This is a genomic window from Streptomyces sp. NPDC028298 (assembly GCF_055565895.1).
Map to the genome: position 1 here is coordinate 209,709 of NZ_JBVHTL010000004.1, position 12,102 is coordinate 221,810.

Consider the following 12,102-nt stretch of genomic DNA (forward strand, 5'->3'; position numbering starts at 1 on the left):
AGCAAAGGGTTCCCCCGCCGCACGACTTGGAGGGCTACCGTGCACCGCCGGCACAACGGGCTCAGGACAGCCGTACTTCTCGGGGGACTGTCCGCACTCATCATCGTCATCGGCAGCTTCTTCGGGCGCACCGGCCTGATCGTCGCGCTGTTCATCGCGATCGGCACGAACGCGTACGCGTACTGGAACAGCGACAAGCTGGCTCTACGCGCGATGCGCGCCCGCCCGGTGAGCGAGTTCGAGGCCCCGGCCCTGTACCGCATGGTCCGCGATCTCTCGACGCAGGCCCGGCAGCCCATGCCGCGCCTGTACATCTCGCCGACGGAGGCGCCGAACGCCTTCGCCACGGGCCGCAACCCGCGCAACGCGGCCGTCTGCTGCACCGAGGGGATCCTGCGCATCCTGGACGAGCGCGAGCTGCGCGGTGTCATCGGCCACGAGCTCAGTCACGTCTACAACCGCGACATCCTGATCTCGTCCGTGGCCGGCGCCCTGGCCTCCGTGATCATGTTCCTGGTCAATTTCGCCTGGCTGATCCCCGTCGGCCGGTCCAACGACGACGACGGTCCCGGCATCCTCGGACTGCTCCTGGTCATGATCCTGGGCCCGATCGCCGCTTCCCTCATCCAGCTCGCCATCAGCCGCTCCAGAGAGTACGAGGCGGACGCCTCCGGTGCCCAGCTCACCGGCGACCCCCTCGCCCTCGCGAGCGCGCTGCGCAAGCTCGACGCGGGCACGAAGCAGCTCCCGCTGCCTCCCGAGCCGCGCATCGAGACCGCGAGCCACATGATGATCGCTAACCCCTTCCGCCCGGGACAGGGAATGTCGAAGATGTTCTCTACGCATCCGCCGATGGCGGAGCGCATCGCCCGGCTCGAGCAGATGGCAGGTCGTCAGCAGTGAAGACAATTCTGAACGTCATTTGGCTCATCCTGAGCGGCTTCTGGCTGTTCCTCGGGTACCTCGCCGCAGGCCTCATCCTGTGCATCACGATCATCGGAATTCCGTTCGGCATCGCGGCGTTCCGCATCGGCATCTACGCGCTGTGGCCCTTCGGCTATACGACCGTGGAGCGCCACGACGCGGGCGCCCCGTCGTGCATCGGCAACGTCCTGTGGCTCGTCCTCGCGGGCTGGTGGCTCGCGCTGGCCCACATCGTCACGGGCATCGCCATGTGCATCACGATCATCGGCATTCCCTTCGGCATCGCCAACTTCAAGCTCATCCCGATCTCGCTGTTCCCGCTGGGACGCGAAATCGTGCGCACGGACGAGCCGTTCGCCGGGCGTTAGCCGAGCCGGACCACTTCCCCGCATTCCTCACGCGAGACAGGGCCGACTCCGTCTCGCGTGAGGGTTTTCCACAGGCTGCCCGATTGTCGGTGGTGCGCTGCATCATGAATCCATGACCGAAATCGAGCAGTTGCTGGCACGGGTCGCTACGGAGGCCCGTAACACCCGCCCGTGGGGCTGGCCTTCGCTTCCCGCGCCCGTGGGCCCGGCCGAGGTCGCCCGCGCCGAGGCCGTCCTCGGCTTCCCCCTGCCCGCGCTGCTCGCCGCCCTCTACCTCCGGATAGGGGACGGCGGATTCGGTCCGGAGTACGGCCTGTTGCCCCTGCTCGACGGTCCGCCGTCGGGCGAACCGGCGGCCGTTCCGCAGTACCTCGCCAGCCGCGAGAGCGGCCGCAAGGACCCCGAATGGCCATGGCCCGAGGGCGTCCTGCCCATATCCCACTGGGGCTGCGGAATGTACGCGTGCGTGGACTGCCAGAGCCCCGACGGCAAGGTCCTGCTCTTCGAGCCGAACGCCCACCGCGCCGACCACGCCTGGTACGTGGACGCGCCCGACCTCGCGACCTGGCTGCTCGCGTGGCTGGAGGGAACGGGCTGGTACGAGGAGTCCAACGACGGCGCGGACCTCCCTCCCTGGCCCGACTTCTCCATACGCGCGACGGCGACTCGGGCTTCCTGACCCGCCCGGCGACCCGGGCTTCCTGCTCCGCCCGACCGCCCGACCGCCCGACCTTCCGACCTTCCGATCGCCAGAGCGCCCACGGACGCCCTCCGTCGACCGGCCACGCAAGAAACACGCACCAAAAGCTGATCCCCGCTGTCGCAGGACTGTCGCAGGACAGCGCTCAGCGCGAAGCCGCCCACAGCCGTACGCCGTACACGGCCGCTCCCACCGCCAGGACGGCCGCTCCGACGACCACCGATACCCCCGGTAGGGCGAACGCCAGCGTCACGCAGCCGAGGAGGCCCAGCGCCGGCACGGCACGCGATGCCGGTGACGGACTCAGCGTCCAGGCGGAGGCGTTGGCGATCGCGTAGTAGGCCAGCACGCCGAAGGAGGAGAAACCGATCGCGCCGCGCACGTCCAGCGTCGCGGCCAGCACGGCGACGACCGCGCCGACGGCCAGTTCCGCCCGGTGCGGGACCTGGAAGCGCGGATGGACGGCGGCCAGTGCGTGCGGCAGATGACGGTCGCGGGCCATGGCCAGCGTGGTCCGTGAGACACCCAGGATCAGAGCGAGCAGAGAGCCGAGCGCCGCCACGGCGGCCCCCACCCGCACGATCGGCACGAGCCCCGGCAGCCCCGCCGCTCGTACGGCGTCCGCCAGCGGCGCCGGAGCAAGCCCCAGCCCCTCCGTTCCGAGCACCGAAAGGACAGCGACAGCGACCACCGCGTAGACCGCGAGCGCGATGCCCAGAGCCAGCGGGATCGCGCGGGGAATGGTGCGCGCCGGATCGCGGACCTCCTCGCCGAGCGTGGCGATCCGCGCGTACCCGGCGAACGCGAAGAAGAGCAGCCCGGCGGCCTGAAGCACCCCGCCCGCGCCGTCCGACAGACCGATGCCCAGCCGCCCGGCGTCGGAGGCGTCCGAACCGAGACACCCCACCACCACGGAAGCGAGGACCGCCAGGACCACCGCCACGATCACCCGCGTCAGCCGGGCCGACTTCTGCATGCCGCCGTAGTTCACGGCGGTCAGCGCCACCACCGCGGCGACCGCCACCGCGTGGGCCTGCGAGGGCCAGACGTACGCGCCCACGGTGAGTGCCATCGCCGCGCAGGAGGCCGTCTTGCCGACGATGAACGACCAGCCCGCCAGGCAACCCCAGAAGACCCCGAGCCGCTCGCGCCCGTAGACGTACGTGCCGCCGGAAGCGGGGTACAGGGCGGCCAGCCGGGCCGACGACATCGCGTTGCAGTAGGCGACGACCGCGGCGACGGCGAGGCCGAGCAGGAGCCCGGATCCGGCCGCCCGCGCGGCGGGGCCGAGCGCGGCGAAGATGCCGGCACCGATCATCGAGCCGAGCCCGATGACCACGGCGTCTCCGACGCCCAGCGTGCGGCGCAGTTCGGGACCGGTCGTCGTCATGCGCCGCACCTTACTGATCGACGCAACCGGCGGGAGCCGCAGCGACGTCCTGTTCATCGGCACGGCACCGAGACGGCGTTTCGGTGCACGTGATCCGCACCGCATACGGACAGCGCGGACAGGACCCGCGCGGAGCGGATTCACAGGGCCGCGACAGCGTGAGTACAGGACGGAAGGGCAGGCTCAGAACATGGGCATCATCAGCTGGATCATTCTGGGGCTGCTGGCAGGCGCCATCGCCAAGTTCCTGCTGCCGGGGCGTGACCCGGGAGGCTTCGTCGGCACCACCGTGATCGGTGTCGTGGGCGCGTTCGTCGGCGGCTGGATATCGGCCCGCTGGCTGGACCACCCCGTCAGCAAGCACTTCTACGACGGGGCCACGTGGGTCGCGGCCATCGGCGGCTCGCTCGTCCTGCTGATCCTCTACCGCATCCTGTTCGGCGACTCGCGCCGCTGAGCCCGCGTGGCCGGGACCGTGGCCGGCACGACGAGAAGGGTGGACACCCCGGGTGCCCACCCTTCCTCGTACCAGCGACCGTGCCGGCCACCGGCGCATGGCGCCTGCCGGGCGTTCTAGCGGTAGTTCACGAACTGCAGGGCGAAGTCGAAGTCCTTGCCCTTGAGGAGGGCCTGAACGGCCTGCAGGTCGTCGCGGCTCTTCGAGCTGACGCGCAGCTCGTCGCCCTGCACCTGGGCCTTCACGCCCTTGGGGCCCTCGTCGCGGATGATCTTCGCCACCTTCTTGGCGTTCTCCTGGGAGATGCCCTCCTCGATGGTCGCGAAGATCTTGTACTCCTTGCCGGAGAGCTGGGGCTCACCGGCGTCCAGCGACTTCAGTGAGATGCCGCGCTTGATCAGCTTGGTCTCGAACACATCGAGGATGGCCTTCACCCGCTCCTCGGAGTTCGCCTCCATGAGGATCTTCTCGCCGGACCAGGAGATGGAGGCGCCGACGTTCTTGAAGTCGTAGCGCTGCGAGATCTCCTTGGCGGCCTGGTTGAGGGCGTTGTCGACCTCCTGCCGCTCGACCTTCGAGACGATGTCGAAACTGGAGTCGGCCATGTCCTGTGGCTCCTTGTATCGGGGTGCGTAGGGGCGGCCGTCGAGCCCGGCGTAGGCCACCGGCCGCATCCGCATAAGCCTAGCCACCCCCCTCCCCCCAAGCGTCGATCAATTGGGTGGCGAAGCATCCCCGAGCATCAGGTATCGTTTACGTCGTTGCCAGGGAGCACCGCGCAAGCGAGGCTCAGGGGCAGCAACCCCGGCGGTGTGCCCGAGCGGCCAAAGGGAGCAGACTGTAAATCTGCCGGCTTCGCCTTCCCAGGTTCGAATCCTGGCGCCGCCACATGAAGGTGAACCCCCTCCGATCTGCGGAAACGTGGATCGGAGGGGGTTTCTTTTTGTTGGGCGTGCGGCCCGGTGGCCGCGGCGGTGTCGCCCTTGGCCTGGGTGGTTGTCCATGGCGCCTGATGCGGGGGCTGAAATGCGCCGGCGTCCCCCGATGAGGGCGTCCCGGTAGCTGGGGTCCAGGGGGTTGCCAGGGGTTCAGGGGGTGCCTGTGCCTGAGGTCCGGCCTCCGGGGGAGCCCCCGCCTCGCAGGTAGGGGCGTGGGGTGTGACCCGGCGTCATTCGGTGGGCTTGCGGGCGTACTTGTTCTCGGGGGCCTCCCGTCGGGTCGGCCGGGGTGCCGTGAATGCGCCGGCCGGAAATCGTGGGCCGGAAAGGGGTGCCTGCTCCTGCGTGGCTCCCGTCCGTGGGTGGGTAAATTGGGCGGCGTACTCAGTGACGTACGTAGGAACGACGAAGGAGAGTCATGCTCGGGGGAATAGTGGGTTTCATCGTGATGGGTATCGCGGTTGCCGTCGGTGTCGCCGGGAACAGGGCCGCGAAGAAGCGCGAGAAGGCTTTCTGGGACCGTTACGGATCCTTCGAAGGGTTCCGTGACCAGGTCGACGCGGAGCGCATCCTGGGGGTCCGCAGGGCCAAGGGCGATGTCGCTGCCATCAAGGCGGTCCGCGAGGAGTATCCCGACGTCTCGCTCGTGTTGGCCAAGCGGTACGTGGATGAACTGCCCGCGTGAGGGCGGGGAGTTGCGGGGAGGGCGCGGGCGAGGCCTAGTGGCCTAGGAGCCCATCGGGGGTCCGCCGTCGCGTGATACCGGCGCCTTGATTTCGCGGGGTGCGATGGCGCTACTGCATCTCCGGTGCGATCGTTTCGGTCCGCTCTATTTCCCCACCCATTCATCTATCCCTACCCCTATCCCTCTACCCCGGAATTTCCTGTTCGGTCTGCTCCCCGTTCGGGTTCGTGCGGCGAATTTCTCGTTGGTGACCTTTCCTCCGCCGGTGCAGGGGGAAATTTAGGGCTTGTGGTGGAAGGTCCGGCCTCGGTCGGTGGCCGGTGGGGGCGGAATCGCGGTCGCGGGGCACACTGATCACATGTCATCGCGTCGCAGAAACTGCCCCGAGTGCCGTCGGGAGATCGCCGTCGTCGCGGGGCGGTTCGCCCGGCATGATCCGCCCGGCGCGCGGGGGACCGGGGAGCTGGTCTCGTGCGCCGGTTCGCGCCGGGAGGCGTTCATCGGGGCGGCGCAGCCCACGCTGGACGGGTACGCCCTTCCCGACTTCCTCGGCCAGCTCCCCCTCTTCTGAGCAGACCCCGAAGAGACCTCCACCACGGCAGCCCCGAGGCTAGTTGCCCGCCACCGCCTTCACCGCCACCGAGATCGGGGTCGAGCCGCTGACGGCTTCCAGGATCAGGCCGGTGGTGGCCGGGGTGTCGACCAGTTCGGCGAGGACCGCGGCGACGTCGTCGCGGGGGATCATGCCGCGGCCGGTCGAGGCCTCCAGGCGTACGAGGCCCGTTCCGGCGTCGTCGATCAGGCCGCCGGGGCGCAGGATCGTCCAGTCCAGGCCCGTACGGCCGCGTACGTATTCGTCGGCCTCGCCCTTGGCACGCAGGTACGCGTCGAAGATGTCGTCACCCGTGTGGGCCGGGTCCGCGCCCATGGAGGAGACGACCACGTGCCGGCGTACGCCCGCGCGCTCGGCGGCGTCGGCGAACAGGATCGCCGCGCCCTTGTCCACCGTCTGCTTGCGGTCCGCGCCGCTGCCGGGTCCGGCGCCCGCCGCGAAGACGGCCGCGTCCGCGCCCTGCAGATGCGCGGCGACCTCCTCCACCGATGCCGATTCCAGATCGCACAGGACGGGCTCGGCGCCGGCCGCCCGTAGATCGTCCCCCTGCTCGGCACGGCGGATGATCCCCGCGACCTCGTCCCCGCGCGCGGAGAGCAGCCGCTCCAGCCGCAGCGCGATCTGACCATGACCACCAGCGATGACAATGCGCATGTTTCCGACCGTACGCCCGGATGACCGCGTTCGCCGCACAACCCTGTGGACAACTCATGAGTCACATGGGTGATCACTGTGAACGCGTGGGTGATCACCGCGAGAACGCGTCGGAACGAGTGAACACGCGAAACGAGGGAACGCCGTGCGGACCTGTACGGCGTTGCAAGAGGAGACCATCATCACCGCCATACGCAAGACCGCCACGGCTGTCGGCTGCACCGCTGTCCTTCTCACCGCGGCGGCCGCCTGCGGCACGGTCCAGAACCTCACGGCCGGGCAGAAGGTGGACCACGCCGTCTCCCGGCTGGGCGAACAGAAGTCGATCGCCTTCCAGTTGGACCTGGACGCCGACGCGGCCGCGATCGACGCCGTCGCGGGCGAGGACGGTTCCGACGAGTCCCTTCCGCCGGAGTTCGCCAAGTTCGTCAGCGGCCTGCGCGTCGACGTCTCCGTCAAGTCCAGGAAGGCACTGGCCGATTCGGGCGAGAAGGACCTCGTCGGTACGAGCATGCGGATCACGGGCACCGACGGCGTCCTGGTCGAGTACCGGATCATCGGCGACTTCATGTACTACCGCACCGACATGAAGGCCATCGGCCGGGCGATGGGCGTTCCCATGCCGTCGCCCGACGAGCTCCCGCCGAGCCAGAAGGAGTTCAAGAAGGTCCTCGAAGGCGACTGGGTGAAGGTGAACACCAAGGAGCTGGAGCGGGCGGGGAAGGCCGCCGGGGGTGGCTCGAAGGGGGCCGCCGGCGACGGGGAGATCGACGCGAAGACCCAGAAGAAGGTTCTCGACGCCGTACGCGGTGTCATCGGCCACAAGGTCACGTTCCGGACCAAGGCCGGCGCCGACGGGGTCGAGCACGTCGTCGCCACGGGCAACGTCCGCGACCTGCTCACCGGCGTCTTCGACAAGCTCCGCCCGCTGCAGGGCGACCTGCCGGCGGGAGCGGAACTCCCCTCCGCCAAGGACCTCAAGGACGCGCCGAACAGGAAGGCCGCCGTCGACTTCACCCTGAAGAACGGCGACCTCAGGCAGATCAGGGTCGACCTGGCCGTCCTCGCCGACAGCCCGCAGAAGGCCAAGCTGCCCCTCGTCCTGAAGTTCTCCGCGGCGGGTGACGTCAGCGCGCCGGCCGGGGCCACCGAGATCCCCGCCGACAAGGTCCCCGGCTCCAGCCCGCTGGGAACCGCCTTCATGGGCGGTGGGTTCTAGTACCGCAGCAGGCGCAGCAGGCGCAGCAGGCCCGGCAGGCCTAGCAGGCGCACCGGGAGTAGTGGGCGAAGCCCGGCACCCGAGGTGGGTTCCCGGGCGCCGGAAGTGTGTTCAGAACCCCGGCCAGGACGGCTCTTCCCGTCCTTGCCGGGGCAGTTCGAGACCGGTGTCGGCCGATGAGTCGCAGTACTCCCGTACCGCGCTCGTACGCGCCACCACGCGCCCCCGGTGGATCACGATGCGGCTGTACGAGAGGGACAGCGCCCCCGCCAGACCGTCCCCGCGGACGGCGAGCAACTCGGCCGGGAACCCCGCCTCCACACGGACCTCGGGCAGCCCGAGGACGGCTCTGGCGGCACAACTCACGGTGTCGTAGGCCTCCTCGGGGTGCAGTCCGTACCGGGAGGCGAGCAAGTACGCGGCCTCCAGCGGGTCTCCGCGTCCCACCGGGTTGGACACGTCACGCAGGGCGCCGCCGCCCGCGGCGACCCGCACCCCGGCCGCGCGCAGGAGCCGTACGGGAGCCGTGTCGCGCCCGTCGGCCGAGCCGCAGCCGCCCTGCGGCAGACACACCACCGTCACCCCGGCGGCGGCGAGTTGGTCCGCGGCGCGGGCGGCCACCTCGGAGGGCAGCCGGTCGAGGCCTCCGCACGGGCCGAGGGTCACCCCGGGCCGCAGCCCGCCCGCCATCGCGGCGAGCCGGGCCAGCCGGGCGGGATCGGCGGCGTCCGTGTGCAGATCCACCGGACAGCCGTGCTCGGAGGCGAGTTCCAGGACGGCCTCGACGTAGCCCGTCGGATCGGGGTCGGCGTCCGGGCAGCCGCCCACCACGGAAGCGCCCATCTTCAGGGCGTCCCGGAGCATCGCGAGCCCGTCGGCGCCGGCCGCCCCGGTCAGCACCCGCGGCATCGCCGCCGTCGTCAGTTCGGCGAGCCCCCGCAACGACCGCCGTACCTCGAGCACCGCCGCCAGCGCGTCCAGCCCTTGGACGTCACCGACGCGAACATGGGACCGCAACGCCGTGGCCCCGTGCCCGAGTTGCAGCAGGGCCGCCTCGGTGGCGCGGCGCCGGACCGCCAGGTCGTCGTACGCGAGAGGCCCGTCGCCGTCGGCCGTCAGGGCGGTGTCGCTGTGCGCGTGGGCCTCGGCGGGGGCCGGCAGGAGGAGGTAGCCACTGAGGTCCACCCGTGCGGCGCGAGCCCCCGAGGCACCCGCCGCCAGGCTTCCCGCGGTGCCGACCGCCTCGATACGGCCGCCGCCGAGCCGTACGTCCACGGTCCGGCCGTCGGTGAGCCGCGCCCCGCACAGCAGGAGCGCGGCCAGGTCGGTCTGTCCCGAGGGGGAGTGGGGCGGCTGCTGCTGACTGTCGGGCATCGCGCTCCTGTGGCTCGGGGGCGGCTGCGGAGGGACGACTGCGGGCGTGGGGACACAAGATCACGCAGCGTGGGTCGAGCCTAGGGCGGCGACCCGTCGACGTCAGGGAGGAGCGCAATAGTCGTACCGGCGTGGTCCGCTGACCGGCCGAGACCGGCCCCCTTCGGGAGGGTTCCACAACGGGCCGCTTGCTGACCGGGTTCCGACCGGCCGGGGGTGCGGCCGCTCCGCCGCGGACCGTCACCCGCCCCCGTGAGTGGCCGCTCCCGCGCGTGCCGATGCCCGGCCCCGTGCGTGGCCGCTCCGCCGCGGGCCGCTACCCGCCCCCGTGAGTGGCCGCTCCCGTGCGTGCCGTCACCCGCTCCCGTGCGTGGCCGCTCCCGCGCGTGCCGTCGCCCGGACGATCCGGCGCGTGCCCTCGCCTGGCCCGGTGCGGGCCGACACTTGGCTCGTACGTGGGCTGCTCCGGTGCGTGCCCGCCACCTGGCCAGCGGCGAGCACTCCGGCCTCAGCAGATCACCCGGCCTGGCGAGGGCCGCCAGGCGGCTCCGTGCGGGGTTGCCCGCCGCAGCGCATCACCTGGTCCGGCGCAGGCGCCACCCGGCCCGGCACGCGGCCGCCCCGGCGCACCACCCGGCCCGGCGCAGATCCGTGCCCCCTGGGCGGCCCGAAAGCCGTCACCACCTGTGATCCAGGAGTCCGGAGAGGCGTCCGAAGGCTTGTGGGAACGGCCGGGAAACCGCTCGTGATCAGGCCCGGGCAGGTGCCGCGAAACGGATTTGGGCGATCGGCGGAGGACCGTGTAATGTCTTCATCGCTCGCCCCAATAGCTCAGTCGGTAGAGCGTCTCCATGGTAAGGAGAAGGTCTACGGTTCGATTCCGTATTGGGGCTCTGGTGAGGGAGGTTCCCGTCGCGAGGCGGGGACCGAACCCATCAAAGCGGTGTAGCTCAGTCGGTAGAGCAAGCGGCTCATAATCGCTGTGTCACCGGTTCAAGTCCGGTCACCGCTACTGACAGTAGCCGATTGTGGGGTCGGTCCTTCGATCGGCTACTCTTCTATGCGTTAATGTCCCATCCGTTCGTCAAGGAGCACTCCTGTGGCTGCCACCGACGTCCGCCCGAAGATCACGCTGGCCTGCGTGGAGTGCAAGGAGCGGAACTACATCACCAAGAAGAACCGGCGTAACAACCCGGACCGACTGGAGATGAAGAAGCACTGCCCGCGTTGCAACGCGCACACCGCGCACCGCGAAACGCGATAATTCAGGCTCGTACACGAGGCCGTCCCCTTCACGGGGGGCGGCCTCGCGTCGTTGTGCAACCGATGTCCGGCGCGGACCGGGGCGTCATAGGCGTACGGGCGTTTTCGAGCGAAGATGGGCCGTCCGGCCAAAACGGCCGGTCCCGCCGCGGCAACCGCGACACCTGGCGCACCGAGGGCACTCGGCGCACCGAGGACAGCCGTCGCGGCCGAGCCGTCCGTCCGCCGAAGACGTCCGGTGTGCCGAAGGCACCCGGCGTACCGAAGGCGTGCGACGTGGTGGCGAAGGCGGCCGGCGGCGCGAAGGCGGCCGTCGCGGCGAAGACATCAGGCGCGCAGCGAAGACCATCAGCGCAGCGAACACAACCAGGAGGTGCCGAGCCCATGGCGCTCGACCAGTCCTTCGTAGGGCGGTCCTACCCGCCCACCGACCCCTATGAGGTCGGTCGGGAGAAGATCCGCGAGTTCGCGGAGGCCGTGGGGGACAGCAACCCTGCGTACACGGACCCCGAGGCCGCACGTGCTCTCGGTCACCCCGATGTGATCGCCCCGCCCACTTTTGTGTTCGCCATCACGTTCAAGGCCGCGGGCCAGGTCGTGCAGGACCCGCAACTGGGTCTCGACTACAGCCGGGTGGTGCACGGCGACCAGAAGTTCGCCTACACGCGCCCGGTGCGCGCGGGCGACCGGCTCACGGTCACCTCGACCATCGAGTCGATCAAGTCCCTCGCGGGCAACGACATCCTGGACGTCCGTGGCGAGGTCCACGACGAGGCGGGCGAGCACGTCGTGACGGCTGTCACGAAGCTCGTGTCCCGCGCGGCGGAGGTGGGCTGACATGGCGGCGAAGATCTCTTACGCGGACGTCGAGGTCGGCACCGAACTGCCGCCCCAGACGTTCTCCGTGACGCGGGCCACGCTCGTTCAGTACGCGGGGGCCTCCGGCGACTTCAACCCGATCCACTGGAACGAGAAGTTCGCGGTCGAGGTGGGCCTTCCGGACGTCATCGCGCACGGCATGTTCACCATGGCCGAGGCGATCCGCGTGGTGACCGACTGGGTCGGCGACCCGGCCGCCGTCGTCGAGTACGGGGTCCGCTTCACCAAGCCCGTCGTCGTCCCGAACGACGACAAGGGCGCCACGATCGAGGTCGGCGGCAAGGTCGCCGCCAAGCTCGACGACAACACCGTCCGCGTCGACCTCACGGCGACCAGCGGCGGCCAGAAGGTCCTGGGGATGTCCCGCGCGGTCGTACGGCTGGCCTGACCCGGATCGGCGGGATTCACCGGGGCACGGGCATCCATGCCCCGTGACCCACGCAAGTCTCGTAAGGGGCGTCCGTCCATGGCGGGCGCCCCTTACGCATCGGCGCCCGCCCTGGACCGACCTCCAGGACCGGCGGTCACTCTGGATCGTCCCCACGGCTGGCGCCCACCCCGGATCGCCCCAGGGCCGACGCCTGCCGTGGATCGCCCCCAGGGCCGACGCCCGCCCACACCCGCACACCCACCCTTGA

At 70.3% G+C, this 12,102-nt stretch carries 14 protein-coding genes and 3 tRNA genes; 13 read left to right on the forward strand and 4 right to left on the reverse strand.

Annotated elements, in window-relative coordinates; all coding sequences use genetic code 11:
* The first annotated feature begins 39 nt into the window (after positions 1–39).
* The 3 genes from htpX to ACZ4TO_RS19920 all read left to right on the forward strand — a co-directional run bounded on the left by htpX (position 40) and on the right by ACZ4TO_RS19920 (position 1,971).
* Positions 40–903, forward strand: a complete 864-nt coding sequence (htpX, locus tag ACZ4TO_RS19910) for a zinc metalloprotease HtpX (protein WP_103548377.1) — start codon at positions 40–42, stop codon at positions 901–903.
* Positions 900–1,292 (forward strand): YccF domain-containing protein, encoded by a 393-nt coding sequence (locus ACZ4TO_RS19915; RefSeq protein WP_355760773.1) that lies wholly within the window; start codon positions 900–902, stop codon positions 1,290–1,292. The genes htpX and ACZ4TO_RS19915 overlap by 4 nt, the downstream gene beginning before the upstream one ends.
* Before the next feature lie 112 nt (positions 1,293–1,404).
* Positions 1,405–1,971, forward strand: coding sequence for an SMI1/KNR4 family protein (locus tag ACZ4TO_RS19920; RefSeq protein ID WP_468024886.1), 567 nt, complete (start codon positions 1,405–1,407; stop codon positions 1,969–1,971).
* Between the two features lie 166 nt (positions 1,972–2,137).
* On the opposite strand, the gene ACZ4TO_RS19925 is transcribed toward ACZ4TO_RS19920, so the two are convergent.
* Positions 2,138–3,382, reverse strand: coding sequence for an APC family permease (locus tag ACZ4TO_RS19925; protein WP_468024887.1), 1,245 nt, complete (start codon positions 3,380–3,382; stop codon positions 2,138–2,140).
* Between the two features lie 190 nt (positions 3,383–3,572).
* On the opposite strand from ACZ4TO_RS19925, the gene ACZ4TO_RS19930 reads away from it, so the two are divergent.
* The gene (locus ACZ4TO_RS19930; protein ID WP_103554853.1) at positions 3,573–3,839 is read left to right on the forward strand and encodes a GlsB/YeaQ/YmgE family stress response membrane protein; all 267 of its coding nucleotides are present in this window, start codon (positions 3,573–3,575) and stop codon (positions 3,837–3,839) included.
* 116 nt (positions 3,840–3,955) lie between these two features.
* Here the strand turns inward: ACZ4TO_RS19930 and ACZ4TO_RS19935 are convergent, their stop codons facing one another.
* On the reverse strand, positions 3,956–4,444 hold the full coding sequence (locus tag ACZ4TO_RS19935) for a YajQ family cyclic di-GMP-binding protein (RefSeq protein ID WP_037627493.1): 489 nt from the start codon (positions 4,442–4,444) through the stop codon (positions 3,956–3,958).
* Between the two features lie 201 nt (positions 4,445–4,645).
* Between ACZ4TO_RS19935 and ACZ4TO_RS19940 the strand changes: the two genes are divergently transcribed.
* The 3 genes from ACZ4TO_RS19940 to ACZ4TO_RS19950 all read left to right on the forward strand — a co-directional run bounded on the left by ACZ4TO_RS19940 (position 4,646) and on the right by ACZ4TO_RS19950 (position 6,033).
* Positions 4,646–4,727 (forward strand) — tRNA-Tyr (locus tag ACZ4TO_RS19940).
* Between the two features lie 468 nt (positions 4,728–5,195).
* Positions 5,196–5,462: a hypothetical protein gene (locus ACZ4TO_RS19945; RefSeq protein ID WP_468024888.1), complete on the forward strand. Its 267-nt coding sequence runs from the start codon at positions 5,196–5,198 to the stop codon at positions 5,460–5,462.
* Positions 5,463–5,820: 358 nt separating this feature from the next.
* Entirely contained in the window at positions 5,821–6,033 is a 213-nt protein-coding gene (locus tag ACZ4TO_RS19950) for a hypothetical protein (protein WP_468024889.1), read from the forward strand.
* A 39-nt stretch (positions 6,034–6,072) separates the two neighbouring features.
* On the opposite strand, the gene ACZ4TO_RS19955 is transcribed toward ACZ4TO_RS19950, so the two are convergent.
* Complete coding sequence (locus ACZ4TO_RS19955) at positions 6,073–6,729, reverse strand: SDR family oxidoreductase (protein WP_382794019.1); 657 nt, start codon at positions 6,727–6,729, stop codon at positions 6,073–6,075.
* A 145-nt stretch (positions 6,730–6,874) separates the two neighbouring features.
* Here ACZ4TO_RS19955 and ACZ4TO_RS19960 point away from each other — a divergent pair, with 145 nt between their 5' ends.
* The gene (locus tag ACZ4TO_RS19960) at positions 6,875–7,948 is read left to right on the forward strand and encodes a hypothetical protein (protein WP_468024890.1); all 1,074 of its coding nucleotides are present in this window, start codon (positions 6,875–6,877) and stop codon (positions 7,946–7,948) included.
* A 111-nt stretch (positions 7,949–8,059) separates the two neighbouring features.
* Here the strand turns inward: ACZ4TO_RS19960 and ACZ4TO_RS19965 are convergent, their stop codons facing one another.
* Entirely contained in the window at positions 8,060–9,322 is a 1,263-nt protein-coding gene (locus tag ACZ4TO_RS19965) for an amidohydrolase family protein (protein WP_468024891.1), read from the reverse strand.
* 820 nt (positions 9,323–10,142) lie between these two features.
* On the opposite strand from ACZ4TO_RS19965, the gene ACZ4TO_RS19970 reads away from it, so the two are divergent.
* The 5 genes from ACZ4TO_RS19970 (at position 10,143) to ACZ4TO_RS19990 (ending at position 11,852) form a co-directional block, all read left to right on the forward strand.
* Positions 10,143–10,215 (forward strand) — tRNA-Thr (locus ACZ4TO_RS19970).
* 46 nt (positions 10,216–10,261) lie between these two features.
* Positions 10,262–10,334: transfer RNA gene (locus ACZ4TO_RS19975), tRNA-Met, on the forward strand.
* Positions 10,335–10,421: 87 nt separating this feature from the next.
* A complete protein-coding gene (rpmG, locus tag ACZ4TO_RS19980) occupies positions 10,422–10,586 on the forward strand; it encodes a 50S ribosomal protein L33 (protein WP_003948671.1) in 165 nt (54 codons plus the stop codon).
* Positions 10,587–10,969: 383 nt separating this feature from the next.
* Positions 10,970–11,422, forward strand: coding sequence for a MaoC family dehydratase N-terminal domain-containing protein (locus ACZ4TO_RS19985; RefSeq protein WP_261705289.1), 453 nt, complete (start codon positions 10,970–10,972; stop codon positions 11,420–11,422).
* A gap of 1 nt (position 11,423) precedes the next feature.
* Positions 11,424–11,852: a MaoC family dehydratase gene (locus tag ACZ4TO_RS19990; protein WP_382794027.1), complete on the forward strand. Its 429-nt coding sequence runs from the start codon at positions 11,424–11,426 to the stop codon at positions 11,850–11,852.
* Positions 11,853–12,102 lie beyond the last annotated feature (250 nt).